At 63.6% G+C, this 17,513-nt stretch carries 18 protein-coding genes; 7 read left to right on the forward strand and 11 right to left on the reverse strand.

Going from position 1 to position 17,513, the window contains the following annotated elements; translation table 11 throughout:
• Positions 1–8: 8 nt before the first annotated feature.
• The 3 genes from QYM46_RS06165 to purU form a co-directional block, all read right to left on the reverse strand.
• Positions 9–431 carry a hypothetical protein gene (locus QYM46_RS06165; RefSeq protein WP_432791213.1) on the reverse strand — a complete coding sequence of 141 codons (423 nt, stop codon included), beginning with the start codon at positions 429–431 and terminating at the stop codon, positions 9–11.
• Positions 418–2,040, reverse strand: coding sequence for a phenylacetate--CoA ligase family protein (locus tag QYM46_RS06170; RefSeq protein ID WP_432791215.1), 1,623 nt, complete (start codon positions 2,038–2,040; stop codon positions 418–420). The genes QYM46_RS06165 and QYM46_RS06170 overlap by 14 nt, the downstream gene beginning before the upstream one ends.
• Before the next feature lie 206 nt (positions 2,041–2,246).
• Complete coding sequence (gene purU, locus QYM46_RS06175; RefSeq protein WP_432791216.1) at positions 2,247–3,098, reverse strand: formyltetrahydrofolate deformylase; 852 nt, start codon at positions 3,096–3,098, stop codon at positions 2,247–2,249.
• A 169-nt stretch (positions 3,099–3,267) separates the two neighbouring features.
• Between purU and glyA the strand changes: the two genes are divergently transcribed.
• Positions 3,268–4,542: a serine hydroxymethyltransferase gene (glyA, locus tag QYM46_RS06180; RefSeq protein WP_432791217.1), complete on the forward strand. Its 1,275-nt coding sequence runs from the start codon at positions 3,268–3,270 to the stop codon at positions 4,540–4,542.
• The gene (locus tag QYM46_RS06185; RefSeq protein WP_432791218.1) at positions 4,542–5,423 is read left to right on the forward strand and encodes a bifunctional methylenetetrahydrofolate dehydrogenase/methenyltetrahydrofolate cyclohydrolase; all 882 of its coding nucleotides are present in this window, start codon (positions 4,542–4,544) and stop codon (positions 5,421–5,423) included. Before glyA ends, QYM46_RS06185 begins: the two co-directional genes overlap by 1 nt.
• Positions 5,424–5,527: 104 nt before the next feature.
• Here QYM46_RS06185 and QYM46_RS06190 read toward each other — a convergent pair whose 3' ends face one another.
• Positions 5,528–6,016 carry a GNAT family N-acetyltransferase gene (locus QYM46_RS06190; RefSeq protein ID WP_169251746.1) on the reverse strand — a complete coding sequence of 163 codons (489 nt, stop codon included), beginning with the start codon at positions 6,014–6,016 and terminating at the stop codon, positions 5,528–5,530.
• Between the two features lie 86 nt (positions 6,017–6,102).
• On the opposite strand from QYM46_RS06190, the gene QYM46_RS06195 reads away from it, so the two are divergent.
• The 3 genes from QYM46_RS06195 (at position 6,103) to QYM46_RS06205 (ending at position 9,145) form a co-directional block, all read left to right on the forward strand.
• The gene (locus tag QYM46_RS06195; protein ID WP_432791219.1) at positions 6,103–6,918 is read left to right on the forward strand and encodes an exodeoxyribonuclease III; all 816 of its coding nucleotides are present in this window, start codon (positions 6,103–6,105) and stop codon (positions 6,916–6,918) included.
• A gap of 176 nt (positions 6,919–7,094) precedes the next feature.
• Positions 7,095–8,093, forward strand: a complete 999-nt coding sequence (trpS, locus tag QYM46_RS06200; protein WP_432791220.1) for a tryptophan--tRNA ligase — start codon at positions 7,095–7,097, stop codon at positions 8,091–8,093.
• 2 nt (positions 8,094–8,095) lie between these two features.
• On the forward strand, positions 8,096–9,145 hold the full coding sequence (locus tag QYM46_RS06205; protein WP_025780904.1) for an App1 family protein: 1,050 nt from the start codon (positions 8,096–8,098) through the stop codon (positions 9,143–9,145).
• Between the two features lie 110 nt (positions 9,146–9,255).
• Here the strand turns inward: QYM46_RS06205 and QYM46_RS06210 are convergent, their stop codons facing one another.
• The 5 genes from QYM46_RS06210 to QYM46_RS06230 form a co-directional block, all read right to left on the reverse strand.
• Complete coding sequence (locus QYM46_RS06210; RefSeq protein WP_432791221.1) at positions 9,256–10,227, reverse strand: NAD(P)H-dependent flavin oxidoreductase; 972 nt, start codon at positions 10,225–10,227, stop codon at positions 9,256–9,258.
• 169 nt (positions 10,228–10,396) lie between these two features.
• Positions 10,397–11,173 carry an enoyl-CoA hydratase gene (locus QYM46_RS06215; RefSeq protein ID WP_432791222.1) on the reverse strand — a complete coding sequence of 259 codons (777 nt, stop codon included), beginning with the start codon at positions 11,171–11,173 and terminating at the stop codon, positions 10,397–10,399.
• Positions 11,170–12,225 carry an enoyl-CoA hydratase/isomerase family protein gene (locus QYM46_RS06220; RefSeq protein WP_432791223.1) on the reverse strand — a complete coding sequence of 352 codons (1,056 nt, stop codon included), beginning with the start codon at positions 12,223–12,225 and terminating at the stop codon, positions 11,170–11,172. The genes QYM46_RS06215 and QYM46_RS06220 overlap by 4 nt, the downstream gene beginning before the upstream one ends.
• Position 12,226: 1 nt before the next feature.
• A complete protein-coding gene (locus tag QYM46_RS06225; protein WP_169251753.1) occupies positions 12,227–13,393 on the reverse strand; it encodes an acyl-CoA dehydrogenase family protein in 1,167 nt (388 codons plus the stop codon).
• Between the two features lie 108 nt (positions 13,394–13,501).
• A complete protein-coding gene (locus QYM46_RS06230) occupies positions 13,502–14,017 on the reverse strand; it encodes a MarR family winged helix-turn-helix transcriptional regulator (RefSeq protein ID WP_169251754.1) in 516 nt (171 codons plus the stop codon).
• Positions 14,018–14,069: 52 nt separating this feature from the next.
• On the opposite strand from QYM46_RS06230, the gene QYM46_RS06235 reads away from it, so the two are divergent.
• Positions 14,070–14,744: an SOS response-associated peptidase gene (locus QYM46_RS06235; RefSeq protein ID WP_248279132.1), complete on the forward strand. Its 675-nt coding sequence runs from the start codon at positions 14,070–14,072 to the stop codon at positions 14,742–14,744.
• 469 nt (positions 14,745–15,213) lie between these two features.
• On the opposite strand, the gene QYM46_RS06240 is transcribed toward QYM46_RS06235, so the two are convergent.
• Entirely contained in the window at positions 15,214–15,339 is a 126-nt protein-coding gene (locus tag QYM46_RS06240; RefSeq protein ID WP_432791224.1) for a hypothetical protein, read from the reverse strand.
• Between the two features lie 126 nt (positions 15,340–15,465).
• Here QYM46_RS06240 and gdhA point away from each other — a divergent pair, with 126 nt between their 5' ends.
• Positions 15,466–16,812, forward strand: coding sequence for an NADP-specific glutamate dehydrogenase (gdhA, locus tag QYM46_RS06245; RefSeq protein ID WP_432791225.1), 1,347 nt, complete (start codon positions 15,466–15,468; stop codon positions 16,810–16,812).
• A 174-nt stretch (positions 16,813–16,986) separates the two neighbouring features.
• On the opposite strand, the gene QYM46_RS06250 is transcribed toward gdhA, so the two are convergent.
• Complete coding sequence (locus QYM46_RS06250; RefSeq protein WP_432791226.1) at positions 16,987–17,502, reverse strand: flavin reductase family protein; 516 nt, start codon at positions 17,500–17,502, stop codon at positions 16,987–16,989.
• Between the last annotated feature and the right edge of the window lie 11 nt (positions 17,503–17,513).

The following is a 17,513-nucleotide window of genomic DNA, read 5'->3' on the forward strand; positions in this document are numbered from 1 at the left end:
CCGCGGTCTCATTCGGAACTGAGTTTCGTGAAATCGTCGATCATGCCCAGCCGACCGTCCTCGGCTCGGAACTCACCATTCGTGTATCCCCATTCGTCGGCTGTGAGGATCCGGATGAAGCCGCCTCGGGCCGGGGAGTCCTTGCCGCTGCCGACCAGCCACCTCATGATCTCCCGATGCTCGGGGGTGCGTGCATAGGCGAGAAGATCGTCACGGGTGGCGAAGGCGACCATCAGTCCGATGCGATCGGGAAACTCGAAGTAGCTGCGATGCCACAGGTATCCGGCTGAGGCCTTCAGCCCCTTGGCCACCCGCGGCCACCTCCGCAGCTGGCCCACCATCGCCAGCGGATTGCGGTAGCGGTTCGCGCCGAGGAAGAACGCCCCGGCTCGGGCCTGCGGCGGAGCCAGGGAGAAATCATTCGATCGCATCGTCACCCTCCTGTGTTCGTTGGACATAGACGTTCTTGATCTTCGTGGTCGCCGTTTCGAACGGGCCTGTGGCGTGATCGTGGATCTCGACGTGGATCTCCGCGGTCGTCGGGTCCTCCTCCAAGCTCTGCGCGAAGTCTCTCGACACCGACGCGAGGTGCCCGAGCACTCCGGCCCGGATCGTCTCAGCCAGGTCCTGCCGCGCAGCCCCGTCCATGGACGGGGTCTCTTCCCGCAGCTGGATGTGCAGGGCGGGGCGCTGTTCGTGCCCGGCGATCTCACGCAGTTCGATACGGAAGGACTCGATGAGGTGGGCCCGGGGATTGTCTCGGTAGAGCCCGTTCTCGATGTCGAGGGGGTAGATGTTGGCGCCCATATACGAGATCGTCGAATCCGCGCGCCCGAACAGCAGCACGAACGGCAGCTTCATCCCATTGCCAGCGAACGCCGCCGAACACGCTCGCGCCAGATCCGGATGGCGACGGGTGAGCTCGACCATGGTCGGGAAGTCGATGAGCGTGGCCTCGTCTCCGATGTTGTAACGCAGCCGTGGACTCATCACCGCCGCCGAGTTGATCGTGGCGACCAGTTCACCGTCGTCGGTGGTCTCCAAATAGGTCTCCAACGGGTTGTACTGGAATACCATCGGCACGCGTGACTCGTCGGGGCCGAGCACGTCGGCACGGAAGTCGAGATCGTGGGCCAGCGCCCGACGGATGACGACGGAGAGGTCGGATTCGCCGGCCATCCCGATCGTCAGGTCGCTGGCGCCGTACCCGGAATAGACCCGGTCGAAACGCGCCTCGAGGTAGTCGCGCAGACCTTCCGTCATCGCTTCTCCGCCGACGAATCCATTGAGCCGAAAGTCGGCCCATCTCTCGGGTTCGGTGTCCATCCGGTCGACGAGATGCTTGAGGAACGGGGGATAGGCGCTGATGAGGTAGGAGTGATTCGGTCCGAAATGCTGCATCGTGTCGAGGATCTTATCGAGATCCGGGCCTGTGTTCTTCACCATCGCCACCTTGGCCATGGCCAGACCCGTATTCGTCCCCGTCGCCCAGGCCCCCATCGAGAAGGCGTTGATGCAGAACAGGTCCGTGTGGTCGAAGAGCATCGTGACGTAGCCGGCGACGTTCTTATGGACGGTGTCGAGCTCCTTCTTCGACCGCATCCAGTTGAATGGGGTGCCCGAGGAACCCGAGGATTCGTCGACGACGGTGCCGACACGGTCGATCCGACCGTCCCAGCAGCGATGTTCCTCGCTGTAGCGGCGAACGAACTCGTCCTTCGACGTCGGCGTGTAGGCCTCGAGATCCCACCACCGGAACTCGAATCCGGAACGCGCAAGAAAGTCCTGGTATGCCGGCACATCGAGGGAGGCCTGCTGGCAGATCATCCATGCATTGAGCTTCGCGAAGGGTTCGAGCCGCGGGTTGTAATGGCGGGCGGTGAAGCGCCAGATCGCGGGGTGTGCCCGGTAGGCGCCGTAGGCGGCGGTGAGCCCGACGTTCGCCAGCCGCAGCACAGCCTGCCGGGCCAGGTTGACCGGTCCGCGGGGGATCGGCAGACGACGGAGTTCGGCTTCCGGTGTGAGGTGGGTCTCTCTCATGTTCCGAGGCTAACCCAGCCTCAGGTCCGGGCACACGGAAAACTTCGAAGATGTGTCAGAACCGCATCAAACGACGGGGCGAACCCCGACCATCACCGAGGCGGCCCACCCGACGCCGGATCACCTCGGCGAGGTGGACCGAATCGGTCGATCCGCCCACCGCGGCGGGCCCGGTCAGGGGCACGTCGCCTCGGCGAGGTGATGGTTCAGTCGAAGACGACGGTGCGGTGGCCGTCCATGAGCACCCGGCCCTCCGCATGCCAGGCAACGGCCCGGGCGAGCACGGCCGCTTCGACGTCCTGACCGTGCCGGACGAAATCGGCGATCGCCTGATTGTGATCGACGCGGGCCACATCCTGTTCGATGATCGGACCCTCGTCGAGGTCGCTCGTGACGTAGTGGGCGGTCGCCCCGATGATCTTCACACCCCGGGCATGGGCCTGATGGTAGGGCTTCGCGCCCTTGAAGCTGGGCAGGAACGAATGGTGGATGTTGATGACCCGACCCTCGAGGCGGTCGCAGAGGTCGGGGGAGAGGATCTGCATGTACCGGGCCAAGACGATGAGTTCGACATCGAGGTCGTCGACGAGAGCCGAGAGCCTCGCCTCGGCGTCGGCCTTCGTGTCCCGGGTGATCGGAATATGGTGGAAATCGTGGCCGTGGAACTCGGCGAGCGGACGCAGGTCGTCGTGGTTGCCGGCGACGCCGACGATGTCGATGGGCAGCTGACCGGCCGAATGCCGGAACAGCAGAGTGTTGAGGCAGTGCGCGGCCTTGGACACCATGATCAGTGTGCGGGTCTTCTTCTCCACCGGCTGCAGACTCACGGTCATCGCGAACCGGGGAGCCACCTCGGCGAGGGCGTCTTCCACGGGCTGGGCGGTGGTCCCCGTGGGCGTCGAGAATTGGACGCGCAGGAAGAACTGACGCGAATCGGGGGAGGAGAACTGCTGCGATTCGGTGATGTTGCCGCCGAGGCCTGCGAGCACACCGGTCACGGCATGGACGATGCCGGTCGAATCGGGGCAGGTGACTCTCAGGATCCATTCGCAGCTCATGGTCTCGATCCTAATCGGTGGCTGCGCTCAACGCCCACTCCGAGTCGGCATCCGAATGGCGGTCGCGGCCCCGGAAGCCGGCGATGTCGCTGTTAGCATTGGTGCCGGGTGACGGCCGCAGTATGCGCGTTGCTTCGCTCCCATCATCGGATGCCACAGGAGAGTACTCATGACCGAAAACTCGATGCAGGCCTCGCTTGCCGACATCGACCCGCAGATCGCCGAAGTCCTCGATCTCGAGCTGGGCCGCCAGCGGTCGACGCTTGAGATGATCGCCTCGGAGAATTTCGTCCCCCGCGCCGTGCTGGAAGCACAGGGGTCGGTGCTGACGAACAAGTACGCCGAGGGCTATCCCGGCAAGCGCTACTACGGCGGCTGCGAATACGTCGACGTGGCAGAGAACCTCGCCATCGACCGCGCCAAGAGCCTCTTCGGGGCCGACTACGCGAACGTCCAGCCCCACTCCGGTGCCTCGGCCAACGCCGCAGTCATGCACGCTCTGGCCCGTCAGGGTGACAAGATGCTCGGCCTGTCCCTGGCCCACGGCGGACACCTCACCCACGGCATGAAGATCAACTTCTCCGGGCGTCTCTACGATGTCGCCTCCTACGAGGTCGACCCCGACACCTATCGCATCGATATGGACAAGGTGCGCGAGACGGCTCTCGAACACCGCCCCGACGTCATCGTCGCCGGCTGGTCGGCCTACCCTCGTCAGCTGGACTTCCAGGCTTTCCGCGATATCGCCGACGAAGTCGATGCCAAGCTGTGGGTCGATATGGCCCACTTCGCTGGGCTCGTCGCCGCCGGTCTGCACCCGAACCCCGTGCCGTTCGCCGATGTCGTGTCCTCGACAGTGCACAAGACGATCGGCGGACCTCGCTCCGGTTTCATCCTCGGCAAGGAGGAGTACGCGAAGAAGCTCAACTCCGCTGTCTTCCCGGGCCAGCAGGGCGGACCGCTCATGCACGTCGTCGCTGCCAAGGCCGTGGCCTTCAAGCTCGCCGCCTCCGCCGAGTTCAAGGAACGTCAGGAACGCACCGTCCGCGGTGCTCAGATCCTGGCCGACCGTCTGCTGGCCTCCGATGTCGCCGAAGCCGGGGCCACCGTGCTCACCGGCGGCACCGATGTCCACCTCGTGCTCGTCGACCTGCGCAACTCGGCCCTCGACGGACAGCAGGCCGAGGATCTTCTCCACGCGGTCGGCATCACCGTCAACCGCAATGCCGTGCCGTTCGATCCGCGCCCGCCGATGGTCACCTCCGGCCTGCGCATCGGCACCCCGGCACTGGCCACCCGCGGTTTCGGGGACAAGGAGTTCACCGAGGTCGCCGACGTCATCGCCGAATCGCTCAAGCCCGGCGCCGACGTCGAAGCGCTGGCTGCCCGCGTGAAGAAGCTCAGCGACGACTTCCCCCTCTACGATGGACTGGAGCAGTACTGATGAGCGCACAGATTCTCGACGGCAAAGCCTGCGCGAAGCAGATCAAGGACGAACTCACCGAGGCGGTGGCGACCCTGGCCGAGTCCGGGATCGTCCCGGGCCTCGGCACCGTCCTGGTGGGGGAGGACCCCGGGTCGAAGTGGTACGTCGCGGGCAAGCACCGTGACTGCGCCGAGGTCGGGATCCAGTCGATCCGCCGTGACCTTCCGGAGTCGGTGAGCCAAGATGAGCTGTTGGCTGTCATCGACGAACTCAACAGCAATGACGAGTGCACCGGCTACATCGTGCAGCTGCCGCTGCCGGATCACATCGATACGGACACGATCCTCGAGGCGATCGACCCGGCCAAGGACGCCGACGGACTGCATCCGACGAACCTCGGGCGTCTCATGCTCAACGTCAACTCGGAGATCACGACCCCGCTGCCGTGCACTCCGCGCGGGGTCATCGAACTGATCTCCCGCAACGGCATCGAACTGGCCGGCAAGCACGTCGTCGTCATCGGCCGCGGGGTCACCGTCGGCCGTTCGATCGGGTCGCTGCTGACCCGACGTGAGCACAATGCGACGGTGACTCTGACACACACCGGCACCCGCAACCTCGACGAGCTGCTGGCTCAGGCCGATGTCATCGTTGCGGCCGCCGGTGCCGCTCGCATCGTGAAGGCGGAGGCGGTCAAGCCCGGCGCGATCGTCCTCGACGTGGGTGTCTCGCGGGAGACGAACCCGGAGACGGGGAAGTCGAAGATCGTCGGAGACGTGGATCCGGCGGTCGCCGAGGTGGCGTCCTGGGTCTCACCGAACCCGGGAGGCGTCGGTCCGATGACCCGAGCCCTGCTGCTCAAGAACGTCGTCGACACCGCCCAACGCTCAACCACCTGACCCCAATTACTACCTGACGGCGGCCCAGCAACCTCGCGCGAGGTTGCTGGGCCGCCGTCAGGTAGTTCTGGGAGGTCTAGTTCAGAAAGGTCGTTGCCGGGTGATCAGTCGTCGGAGAACTTGAGTTCGAAGAAGACGCGGGGGTTGCCCGGGCCGGCATAGTCCTCGATGAGCTCACCGCTGAAGCCCATGGAGGAGTGGAAGGAGATCGCACCCGACGACTCCGGCATCGTCGTCGCCTGCACGGAGGAGACCCCGAGCTGACGCGAATGGTCGATGAAGTGCTTGTAGAGGTGACGGCCGATTCCCTGGTGACGGAAGTCCGAACGCGCTGCCACCAGGTGGATGTACGCGGGACCGTCATGGGGAATGACGCCGAGCAGGTAGCCGACGATCTCCGAACGATAGCGGGCGACGAGTCCTGAGGTCACGAACTGCCGGAACCAGTAGGCGTCGTGGTCACCGCTGAGATCACGGTCTCCCCAGAAGTTCGCCTGGGCATCGAGCAGGAATTCGCGCATCTCGCGGGCGTCGACCTCATCGAGCGGACTGATGCTCAGCTGCTCGGTATCGATAGTTTCGTCAACGGCCATTGCGCCTCCTGATGTGTTCGTGCTTACCCTCACTCTATAACGCCCTGTTCCGGAAGAATAGAGCGCTCCATGTCATCATAGATCACATGATTCGGATTGCTTCAGTCAACGTCAACGGAGTCCGCGCAGCATGGCGAAAGGGGATGCCCACCTGGGTCGATGCCGCGAAACCGGACTTCATCACCCTCCAGGAGGTGCGCGCCGCGAACGATATCGCGCACAGCGTCCTCGCCGACACGGGCTACACCACGATCAGCCATGATGCCGAGGCCAAGGGCCGAGCCGGCGTCGCCGTGATGGCCCGCTGCGAACCCGAGTCGGTGCGTGAAGGACTCGGCGATGACGGGTACTTCGATCGGGCCGGACGGTGGGTGGAGACGGACTTCCGCCTCGGTGACGGTTCGCTTCTCACCCTCGTGTCCGCCTACGTCCATTCGGGTGAGGCCGACACTCCCAAACAGGACGACAAGTACCGGTTCCTCGACCGGATGATCGAACGTATGCCGCAGCTGGCCGAGACGGCGGACCATGTGCTCATCACCGGCGACCTCAATGTCTGCCACACCGAGCGTGATCTGAAGAACTGGAAAGCCAACCGGAAGAAGTCAGGATTCCTGCCGGAGGAACGCGCTTACTTCGACAGGTTCTTCGGTGAGATCGGATATGTCGACGTCCACCGCACACTCAGCGGCGACGTCGACGGACCCTACACCTGGTGGTCGATGCGCGGTCAGGCCTTCGACAATGACACCGGGTGGCGCATCGATTACCAGATGGCCACTCCTGCCCTCGCCGATGTCGCGGTCACAGCCACCGTGGACAAGGCCGACAGTTGGGCCGAACGCTGGTCGGACCACGCCCCGCTGGTCATCGACTACGACCTCCCGGCCGTCAAGGGCTGACCGGGCCGTATTCGTCGGCCCGCAGGCAGATTTCGCCGAGGCGGCTCCCCGAGATCTGCTCGTCGACGGAGCTTGCGGGCCGGTCCCGAGTCTGCTGCCCGGGACGTCAGTATGATCCCCGACACCAGGCCGGAGGCCTGATCGGTCCCCGGCAGGTGAGATGGCATCATAGGACTATGACGAACTCTTCACAGCCGCGCACTGTCTCAGGTATCCAAGCCACCTCCGATTCCCTCCATCTCGGCAACTACATCGGAGCCCTGCAGCAGTTCGTGACTCACCAGGATTCGCACGATGCCTTCTACTTCATCGCGAATATGCACGCGATCACCGTCGAGCAGGATCCGGCAGAGCTGCGGGAACGCACCCTGCGCACGGCCGCGCAGTTCATCGCCGCCGGTCTCGATCCGGAGAAGTCGACGATCTTCGTCCAGTCCCAGGTGCCTGCCCATCCGCAGCTGTCCTGGGTGCTCGAGTGCACCACTTCCATGGGTGAGGCGAGCCGGATGACCCAGTTCAAGGACAAGTCCGCGAAGCAGGAGCATGTGTCCCTGGGGCTGCTCACCTACCCGGCGCTGATGGCTGCTGACATCCTGCTGTACAACCCGCAGCTCGTTCCCGTCGGTGAGGACCAGCGTCAGCACCTCGAGCTGACCCGCAACCTCGCCGAACGGTTCAACTATCGTTTCGGCAGGACCTTCACCGTCCCCGAGGCGCAGATCCTCAAGGCGACCGCGAAGATCTACGACCTGCAGAATCCGGGTGCGAAGATGTCGAAGTCCCAGCCCAGCCCGCAGGGCCGCATCGACATCCTCGACGACGCGAAGGCACTGACGAAGAAGATCAAGTCCGCGGTGACCGATGACGGAACCGAGATCGCCTTCGACCCGGAGAACAAGCCGGGAGTGTCGAACCTGCTGACGATCTACTCATCCCTGACCTCGCGCCCTGTCGACGATATCGTCGCCGAGTACGCAGGGAAGATGTACGGTCACCTCAAGGTCGACCTCGCCGAGGTGGCCGTGGAGACCCTGACGCCGGTGCGGGAGCGTACGGTGGAACTCCTCGAAGACCGAGCGCAGCTGCAGACGATCCTCGACCGCGGGGCGGAGAAGGCCAGCGCCATCGCTGAGGCGACACTCCGCGATGTCTATGACAAGATCGGCTTCATCTGATCGTGGCGAAGAAGAAACCCGAGGACGGACCGCTCAACCTCACACCGGACATGCTCCACACCGCTGCGCGGGTGGAGGATCGGTTCAACGGCTGGATCCAGAATCGGGCCACCGATCACGCCTACCATCGCACCGTCATCGCCTACGACACATACGGTGGGACGGGTTGGGTGCGGGTGCTCGGACGCCTGGTGCTCACCCCGAACGGACAGCCGGCCGCCGACGTCCACGCGAGCATCCGTGGATGGAAGTCCTTCGTCAGCGTGCCTCTGCCCAATGACACCGCCTGGGTGCGTGTCAATGACGAAGAGCATATGGTCACCTCCGATCGCGGAGGCATCATCGACACCGTCATCCCCGGAGACTTCGAACCGGGGGAGACGGAGATCGAACTGTGGACCGACGGTTCGCTCGTCGATTCCGCGGCCGTGCGCATCATCGGCGAGGACTCGACCTTCGGCATCATCTCCGATATCGACGACACGGTCATGGTCACCTCTCTGCCGCGTCCCTTCCTCGCAGCGTGGAACACCTTCGTCCTCAGCGAGCATGCGAGGTCCCCGGTGGCGGGAATGGCCGTGCTCTATGACCGGATCACCTTCATGCGGCCGGACACTCCGATGGTCTACCTGTCGACAGGTGCATGGAATTCGGCGCTGACGCTCAAGCGCTTCCTCTCCCGCAACCTCTACCCGATGGGTCCGCTGCTGCTCACCGACTGGGGGCCGACGACGACCCGGGTGTTCCGGTCGGGCAAGGAGCACAAACGCAATTCGCTGGAACGACTGGCCAGGGAGTTTCCGTGGATGAAGTGGCTGCTCATCGGAGACGACGGGCAGAACGATGAGGAGATCTACGGAGAGTTCGTCGAGAACCATCCGAAGAACGTCGCCGCCGTCGCGATCCGCCAGCTCACCGTCGGTGAGGCAGTGTGGGCCGGTGGCCGGTCGAAGCGTCACGGTCGCGGCCAGGGCGTGCCGTGGATCTATGCCCCCGACGGCGCCGGCTTGGCCTCCCGCCTGACCGAACGCGGAATCATCTCGACCATCTGAACGAAACCTCAATTGCTACCTGACGGCGGCTCAGCAACCTCGCGCGAGGTTGCTGAGCCGCCGTCAGGTAGCAATTGAGGGTGAGGTGGTCTTTGAGGCGCTCGGTCGGGTCAGTGCAGCTGTGCGAGCAGCTGCTGCTTCGCCTCATCGAACTGTGCGGCAAAGGTCTCGACGAGTTCGGCAGTGTTCCGTTGCTGTCCGAGCGCGCCGATGCCCTGGCCCGAGCCCCAGATGTCCTTCCAGGCCTTCGAATCCGATCCCGAAGAGGAGCTGAAGTCCATCTTCGTGGGATCGGCGTCGGGCAGATTGTCCGGGTCGAGGCCCGAGGCGACGATTGACCCGCGCAGGTAGTTGCCTTTCACACCGGTGAAGTAGTTCGAGTACACGACGTCGTCGGCGCCGGATTCGACGATCATCGTCCGGTAGTCGTCGACGACATTCGCCTCGGGCGTGGACAGGAAGGCCGAGCCGACGTAGGCGAAGTCGGCACCGGCGGCCAGAGCGGCGAGGATCGAACGGCCGTGGGCGATGGCGCCCGACAGCAGCAGGGGACCATCGAACCAGGAGCGGATCTCCTGGACCAGAGCGAACGGCGACTGCGCCCCGGCGTGACCGCCGGCACCGGCGGCCACGGCGATGACGCCGTCGGCGCCCTTCTCGACGGCTTTGTTGGCGAAGCGGTTGTTGATGACGTCGTGGAGGACGACGCCGCCGTAGGAGTGGACGGCTTCGTTGACCTCCTCACGGGCACCGAGGGAGGTGATGACGATCGGCACTTGGTGGCGGACCACCTCGGCGAGGTCCTCTTCGAGGCGATTGTTCGACCGGTGGACGATGAGGTTGACTGCGAACGGAGCGGCTGGCTGCTGCGGATTCGCCGCGGTGTGGGCGGCGTTCGACTCGGAGATCTCATCGAGCCAGTCGGTCAGCTGCGAGGCGGGACGGGCGTTCAGCGATGGGAAGGATCCGACGATTCCGGCCTGGCACTGGGCCTTGACCAATTCGGGCCCCGAGGCGATGAACATGGGGGAGCCGACGACGGGCAGACGGAGTTGGGAGCGCAGATCGGTGAAACTTGTCACGGTGCCTCCTTGCGAAGATGAATGCATACGCCCACTCTAACTGAACGATTGTTAAATGCGAGACGGAGCACATTCTCTTTCATCTCCTGGCCCGCATTTCGGCTGATCAGACGACGAAGGCGCAGACTCTCGGGGGAGTCTGCGCCTTCGGCAGTGATAAGAAGCTGGATCAGGAATCCGTGAAGTTCGGGTCCCGCTTCTCGACGAAGGCGGCCATGCCCTCGGACTGATCGTTCGTGGCCAGGGAAGAGTGGAAGAGACGACGCTCGTAGCGCAGCCCCTGCTCAAGGGTGGTCTCGAAGGCGGTGTTCACCGCTTCCTTGACCATTGCCGAGGCGACCCGGGACTTGGCCGCGATCGTCTGCGCGATCTCGTTGGCCGTGGTCAGCAGCTCCTCGGGTTCGACGACGCGCGCGACGAGACCGGAGCGTTCGGCCTCCTCGGCGCCCATCATCCGACCGGTCAGGCACATGTCCATGGACTTCGCCTTCCCGATCGCGCGAGTCAGGCGCTGCGATCCGCCCATGCCCGGCAGCACTCCGAGGTTGATCTCGGGTTGACCGAACTTCGCCTTCGTCGAGGCGATGAGGATGTCGCCCATCATCGCCAGCTCGCAGCCGCCGCCGAGGGCGTAGCCGCCGACAGCGGTGATGACCGGCTTGCGGACATCGGTCAGCCGGGTCCAACCGGCGAACCAATCGGCCTTGAATGCCGTCGAGAAGTCGAGGCTCGACATCTCCTTGATGTCGGCGCCGGCGGCGAAGGCCTTGTCGCTGCCGGTGATGATGATCGCCTTGACCGAGTCGTCGGCGTCGAAGCCTGTGGCCGCCTCGGTGATATCGGTGAGCACCTGCAGGTTGAGCGCATTGAGCGCCTTCGGCCGGTTGATCGTGATCGTGGCGACGCCGTCGGCGACGTCGGTGAGGATGGTTTCGAATTCGCTCATGAGAACACCTTATCTGCGTGATCGGTGGTGAGGATGGAATGGACCTGCTCGTCGCTGACCTCGGCAAGTGATGCGGGGTTCCACTGCGGATTGCGGTCCTTGTCGATGACCTGTGCGCGGATGCCTTCCCTGAGGTCCGGCAGTCCGGTGAGAGTGACGGCGACGCGGTAGTCCTGTTCGAGGACCTCGGCCAGCGACATCGTCTCCGCATTGCGGATCGCGGCCAAGGTCACCTTCACCGAGGTGGGGGCCTTCGTGCCGATGAGCTCCGCGGTGGTCCGGGCATCGGGGTTCTCGTGCGCGGCCAGAGCCGCGACGATGGCCTCGGCGTCGTCGCCGACGTAGCAGGCGTTGATCCAGTCGGCCGCCTCGGCGAGATCATCGGCAGGTGCCTCCCCGACATATTTGCCGAGGACGGACTCGAGATCCTCACCGGCGGTGAGGTCGGCGATGAGATCGGGAATCTGCGCATCGGGGACGAAATAGTCGGCGAGTCCGAGACCGATCGCGGTGCCGGCTCCGACGGGCTGTCCGGTGAGCGCAAGGTGCGTTCCGAACTCTCCGGGACCGTTGGCCAGCAGGTGGGTGCCGCCGACGTCGGGGAAGAGCCCGATTCCGGTCTCCGGCATCCCGACCTTCGTCGAATCGGTGACGATGCGGTGTGATCCGTGTCCGGAGATGCCGACCCCGCCGCCCATTGTGATGCCGTTCATGATCACGACGTAGGGCTTGGGGAATTCGGAGATCGCATGGTTCATCTTGTATTCGCGATTCCAGAACTTCGCGTTCTCGTCGCTGCCGGCCACGATGTCGTTGTACACGGCCTTGATGTCGCCGCCCGCGCACAGTCCGCGTTCGCCTCGACCGGTGACGAGGACGAGCTTGACCGAATCATCGTCGCGCCATGCTTTCAGGGCGTCATCGATGGCGCCCACCATGTCCTGGCTGAGCGCATTGATCAGCTTCGGTCTGTTGAGTTCGATTCGACCGACCCCGTTGGATACCGAGGTGATGACGGAGGCGTCCGCCTGCTCTGCCGAAGGTTCTGTCATATCAGCCCACTCCTGTGCTCTTGCGCGAGATGATCACGCGCATGATTTCGTTGGTGCCTTCCAGAATCTGGTGGACTCGCAGGTCACGCACCAGCTTCTCAATTCCATACTCTGTCAGATAGCCGTAGCCGCCGTGCAACTGGAGTGCCCTGTTCGCGACGTCGAAGCCGGTGTCGGTGGCCTTGAGCTTGGCCATGGCCGAGAGCAGGGAGGTGTTCGGATCGCCTGTATCGTAGGCCCCTGCTGCCCGCCATAGCAGGGAGCGGGCAGCTTCGAGGTCGGCCTGCATCTGCGCGACCTCGAAGCGCAGAGCCTGGAAGCCGGCGAGCTCGGTGCCGAAGGCCTGACGCTCACCCATATAGGCGATGGCCTTCTCCAGAGCTGCCTGCCCGCCGCCGAGCGAGCAGGCACCGATGTTGAGACGTCCGCCGTCGAGCCCGGACATCGCGATCTTGAAACCCTGACCGGGTGCACCGAGCATGTTCTCCTTCGGAACTCGCACGTTCTCCATGATCACCTGTCGGGTCGGCTGGGCGCGCCAGCCCATCTTCTGTTCATTGGGGCCGAAGCTCAGGCCCTCCATCCCCTTCTCGAGGATGAATGCGGAGATTCCGCGAGCTCCGTCCTGGCCGGTGCGAGCCATGACGAGGTAGGTGTCCGAGGTGCCCGCGCCGGAGATGAACTGCTTGACTCCGTTGAGCACGTAGTGGTCGCCGTCCTCGCGGGCGGAGGTGCGCAGGGCGGCCGCGTCGGAGCCGGCGTTGGGTTCGGTCAGGCAGTAGCTGCCGAGGTGCTCCATGGAGACGAGCTTCTCGAGGTATGTGGCCTTCTGCTCGTCGTTGCCGAACTTGTCGATCATCCACGCGACCATATTGTGGATGGAGATATAGGCGGCGACGGAGGGGCATCCGGTCGACATCGCCTCGAAGATCAGCGCCGCATCCATCCGGCCCATTCCGGTTCCGCCGGATTCTTCGCTGACGTAGATGCCGCCCATGCCGAGCTCGGCGGACTTCCTGATGACGTCGACGGGGAAGATGTGCTCGGCGTCCCATTCGAGGGCATGTGGGGCGACTTCGGTATCGGCGAACTCGCGCACCATCCCGGCGACGGTCTGCTGTTCGTCGGTGAGACCGAAAGGTAGGGCAGCGGCTGTACTGCGGGACATGATTCCTCCAAGAATCGGACGCGTATTCGGTGATCGACACCACGATACGTCCATATTACTTGGACATCCAACTAATTCCTCGCCGAGGCGGCCCGTCCGTCGGTCCGCTCAGCTGCCGGCTTCGAGTCCAGAGCGCAGTGTTTCGAGATAGGGGAGCAGAGAGTCGAGGTCAATCCCATTGAAATCGGGGGAGGAGAAGACCTCGGCGTTGAGCGCCTTCGTCGCCTGAGCGGCGAGCTCACGACCGGCATCAGTGAGGTCGACGAGAGTCGTCCGGCGATCATCGGGGTGGCTGCGCCTGGCGACGAGCCCGGCTTTCTCGAGGCGGTCGACGGAGTTCGTCGTCGAGGTCGCGTGCACCTGCAGGCGTGCAGAGATCTTCGACATCGGCAGGGTCCCGGCTCTGGTGAAGGACAGAAGCGTGAGGACTTCGTAGCGCGAGAATGTCAGTGCGAAGGGCTTGAGAGCTGCGTCGACTCGGGCCAGGAACAGCTGGTGGATTCTCATCACCGAGATCACCGTGGTCATGCCGTCGGCTGCGTCGTCCCACCCGTGGGCCAGCCATTGCCGACGGGACTCTTCGATCGGGTCGAACGCCTTGCCTGTATTCTCTTCTGCCGCCATTGTCGACAGTGTAGTGAAGTGAGAAGATGGGCGCATGTGCGGTCGACTCAATATGTCTCTCGATCCGGCAGATCTCGCCGATGAGCTGCGGTTGGATGTCGTCTCATATGAATACGCGCCGCGCTTCAACGTGCCCCCGGGATCATTCGTGCCGATCGTCGTCGAACGACTCGACGAGGACGGGCAGCTGCACCGCCGTCTTGAAACCGCCTCCTGGGGACTGGTTCCGGCGTGGGCGAAAGATCCCAAGATCGGTTTCAAGGCGTTCAACGCACGGTCCGAGACAGTGCTCGAGAAGCCGATGTTCCGGCAGGCCATCCGACGTCGTCGCTGTGCCTTGCCGATCCCGGGCTACTACGAATGGGAGAACACCGAGGACGGCAAGCAGCCATGGATGATGACCGCCGCCGGCGAAGACCCGCTCTTCATGGCCGGGCTCTTCGAGTTCTGGAAGCAGCCGGATGAGTCTTGGTTGGTCTCGACGACGATCCTGACGATGGAATCCGCGGGCCACCTCAGCGATGTTCACCATCGGATGCCCGTATTCCTCGGGCGCGACCAGATCAGTGACTGGATCGATCCTGGAGTCCTGACGAATGATGTGCCGGTACTGCTGGCGGCGACGCTCGATCAGGTCGATCCCGCAAGCGTCACTCGACACAAGGTCGGCAAAGCCGTCGGAAACGTCCGCAACGATTCTCCGGAACTCGCCGAACCCGTGGCGTAGGTCTCCTTTGCTGCGGGTGCAGGCGAGACTCTGGCCCGAATTCTCGGGGTTCCTCCAGACGGGGGAGTGGGCATGGCCGGAGCGGTTTTGCAGGCGACCGCAGATGTGTGTATTGTTGTGCAGGTTGCCAGGCCGCAAGGAACGGCAACAGTCGCTCTGATCGGGACCGATACGGGCAAACCGAAGATGAACTTCGAGTTGCACGGATCGAAACAACCATGTAGAGTAGACATCCGCTGGCACAGCGAGTCGCAAGACAGATAGTGCAAACAGAAACTGATACCCCCAGTGAACACACTGTCTTTGTGGTGTGGTGATGGGTGTGTGTTTGTGGTTTGAGAATCCAATAGTGTGTTGCCCGTGCTTGTTGCTACCTGATGGGGGCCGGGCTACCTGGCGCGGGGTTGCTGCGCCCCCGCCAGGTAGTAATAGGGGTGAAGGCTTCGATTCCATTACGTTTCACTCCGCCTCACGCGATCTGTGCGAGTTCCGGAATATCGGCCTCTTTTACGGGTGAGAGTTCCATATTGCCCGATCGCAGATGAAGTGCGACCGGCGGCCAGATCTCCGAGATGTCCACGTGCCTTGTGTCCATTCTTTCCTGTTCAGTGGCCCTGGAACTGCGAGGATGACTTATATCCCACTTGAAGTGGCCGGACAACGCTGTCCAATATCTGGTCGCTTGGAGTGTTGTTATACGGGTCACGGTAGGTTTGTGCGCATGAGTCTACATCCATCACTGCAGCCAATCTTCGACACAGTGCTCCAGCGTAATCCTGGAGAGTCGGAGTTTCACCAAGCGGTACAGGAAGTTCTCTATTCCCTGGGCCCCGTCGTGGACAAGCACCCCGAATACCTGGAACTCTCCGCGCTCGAGCGGCTCTGCGAGCCCGAACGCCAGATCATCTTCCGGGTTCCCTGGATCGATGACTCCGGAGTCGTGCAGATCAACCGCGCTTTCCGCGTGCAGTTCAACTCGGCTCTCGGTCCCTACAAGGGCGGACTGCGATTCCACCCCTCGGTGAACCTCGGCATCGTCAAGTTCCTCGGTTTCGAGCAGATCTTCAAGAACGCCATCACCGGCCTGCCCATCGGCGGCGGCAAAGGCGGATCTGACTTCGACCCAAAGGGCCGCAGCGACCGCGAAGTCATGCGGTTCTGCCAGTCGTTCATGACCGAGCTGTACCGTCACATCGGTGAATATCGCGATGTGCCCGCAGGGGACATCGGCGTCGGTGGTCGGGAGATCGGCTACCTCTTCGGCCAATACAAGCGCATGACGAACTCCTACGAAGCAGGTGTGCTCACCGGCAAGGGGCTGTCCTACGGCGGATCCATGGTCCGCACCGAAGCCACCGGCTTCGGCGTTGTGTACTTCCTCAAGGACATGCTCGCCGCCGCGAAGAAGAACATCGACGGCCGCACCGTCTCGATCTCCGGATCCGGAAATGTCGCGGTGTTCGCAGCAGAGAAGGTCACGGCCTTCGGCGGCACCGTCATCACGATGTCCGACTCGGCCGGCTTCATCCATGACCCGGACGGAATCGACACCGAACTCGTCAAGCGCATCAAGTTCGAACAGCGGGGACGCATCTCCGAATACGTGGAGCAGCGCGGGGGTCGCGCGAGCTACCACGAGGGTGGAAACGTGTGGGACGTCGAGGTCGACGTCGCACTGCCATGTGCGACTCAGAATGAGCTCGATGGAGCATCGGCAGCGACGCTCGTCAAGAACGGCGTCATCGCCCTCGCCGAAGGTGCGAACATGCCCTGCACTCCGGAAGCCGTGAAGATCTTCTCCGATGCCGGCGTGCTCTTCGCTCCCGGCAAGGCCGCGAACGCCGGCGGCGTCGCCACGAGTGCTCTCGAAATGCAGCAGAACGCCAGCCGCGACTCGTGGGACTTCGACTTCACCGAGGCCCGCCTGGCCGAGATCATGGGCGATGTCCATGACAGCTGTGCCGCCGCTGCCGACGAATTCGGTTCGCCCGGAGACTACGTCGCCGGCGCCAACATCGCAGGCTTCATCCGCGTCTCCGAGGCCATGCTCGCTCAGGGAGTCGTGTGATCGACTGACCCACCTGACAGGCCCTGCTGAGGACGGTTGCGCTTCCAAGAGAAGCACGATGGTCCTGAGCAGGGCCTCTGTCGTATCGGCCGTGCGCAGTCGAACCGAACTGCTCCAATTCTGTCAGTAGGACGAGGCCTCGCCGGCGGGAGTACGCCCCGTCCGTCGGCCCGGTCAGCGTTTCCCGATCGTCCCGTAGCCTTTGCGCCAGCGCAGCAGGGGACGGGACGTTCCCGCATCGGCACCCGCACCCATGGAGACCACTTCACCGACGACGAGATTGTGCGTTGCGACCTCGAGCACCTCGGTGAGTTCGAGTTCGAACCAGGCGATCGCCTCGGTGAGCACCGGCTGCCCGGCCTGCGGGGCGGGAAAGGTGTCGATGCCTTTGAGCGACCCGTACAGCGGCTGGCCCGAAGCCCCCAAGCGTTCAGAGATGTCTCGCTGGTCGGAATTGAGCAGCGAGATGGCGAAGTGAGAACTCGTCTCCAGAGTCTCCATCATCCGAGAGCCGGAATAGACGCTCACCGCCATTGTCGGGGGATCGTACGACACGTCGAGAAACGAATCGACGGTGATCGCATGCAGGGCACTGCCGCGGGTGGCAGAGACCACGGCGACCGCCGCAGCGATGTCGTCGCTGAGCTCGCGGTAGCGTTCTGTGAGGGAATCGTCGTAGGCCTGGTCCATGAGTCTCATTC

The organism is Brevibacterium sp. K11IcPPYGO002, from assembly GCF_050920635.1.
Lineage (GTDB): Bacteria > Actinomycetota > Actinomycetes > Actinomycetales > Brevibacteriaceae > Brevibacterium.

What these genes read in the sequence shown, in the direction of transcription:
- QYM46_RS06165 (WP_432791213.1), bottom strand. Translation starts at nt 431, where the DNA reads ATGCGATCGAATGATTTCTCCCTGGCTCCGCCGCAGGCCCGAGCCGGG.
- QYM46_RS06170 (WP_432791215.1), bottom strand. Translation starts at nt 2,040, where the DNA reads ATGAGAGAGACCCACCTCACACCGGAAGCCGAACTCCGTCGTCTGCCG.
- purU (WP_432791216.1), bottom strand. Translation starts at nt 3,098, where the DNA reads ATGAGCTGCGAATGGATCCTGAGAGTCACCTGCCCCGATTCGACCGGC.
- glyA (WP_432791217.1), top strand. Translation starts at nt 3,268, where the DNA reads ATGACCGAAAACTCGATGCAGGCCTCGCTTGCCGACATCGACCCGCAG.
- QYM46_RS06185 (WP_432791218.1), top strand. Translation starts at nt 4,542, where the DNA reads ATGAGCGCACAGATTCTCGACGGCAAAGCCTGCGCGAAGCAGATCAAG.
- QYM46_RS06190 (WP_169251746.1), bottom strand. Translation starts at nt 6,016, where the DNA reads ATGGCCGTTGACGAAACTATCGATACCGAGCAGCTGAGCATCAGTCCG.
- QYM46_RS06195 (WP_432791219.1), top strand. Translation starts at nt 6,103, where the DNA reads ATGATTCGGATTGCTTCAGTCAACGTCAACGGAGTCCGCGCAGCATGG.
- trpS (WP_432791220.1), top strand. Translation starts at nt 7,095, where the DNA reads ATGACGAACTCTTCACAGCCGCGCACTGTCTCAGGTATCCAAGCCACC.
- QYM46_RS06215 (WP_432791222.1), bottom strand. Translation starts at nt 11,173, where the DNA reads ATGAGCGAATTCGAAACCATCCTCACCGACGTCGCCGACGGCGTCGCC.
- QYM46_RS06220 (WP_432791223.1), bottom strand. Translation starts at nt 12,225, where the DNA reads ATGACAGAACCTTCGGCAGAGCAGGCGGACGCCTCCGTCATCACCTCG.
- QYM46_RS06225 (WP_169251753.1), bottom strand. Translation starts at nt 13,393, where the DNA reads ATGTCCCGCAGTACAGCCGCTGCCCTACCTTTCGGTCTCACCGACGAA.
- QYM46_RS06230 (WP_169251754.1), bottom strand. Translation starts at nt 14,017, where the DNA reads ATGGCGGCAGAAGAGAATACAGGCAAGGCGTTCGACCCGATCGAAGAG.
- QYM46_RS06235 (WP_248279132.1), top strand. Translation starts at nt 14,070, where the DNA reads ATGTCTCTCGATCCGGCAGATCTCGCCGATGAGCTGCGGTTGGATGTC.
- QYM46_RS06240 (WP_432791224.1), bottom strand. Translation starts at nt 15,339, where the DNA reads ATGGACACAAGGCACGTGGACATCTCGGAGATCTGGCCGCCGGTCGCA.
- gdhA (WP_432791225.1), top strand. Translation starts at nt 15,466, where the DNA reads ATGAGTCTACATCCATCACTGCAGCCAATCTTCGACACAGTGCTCCAG.
- QYM46_RS06250 (WP_432791226.1), bottom strand. Translation starts at nt 17,502, where the DNA reads ATGGACCAGGCCTACGACGATTCCCTCACAGAACGCTACCGCGAGCTC.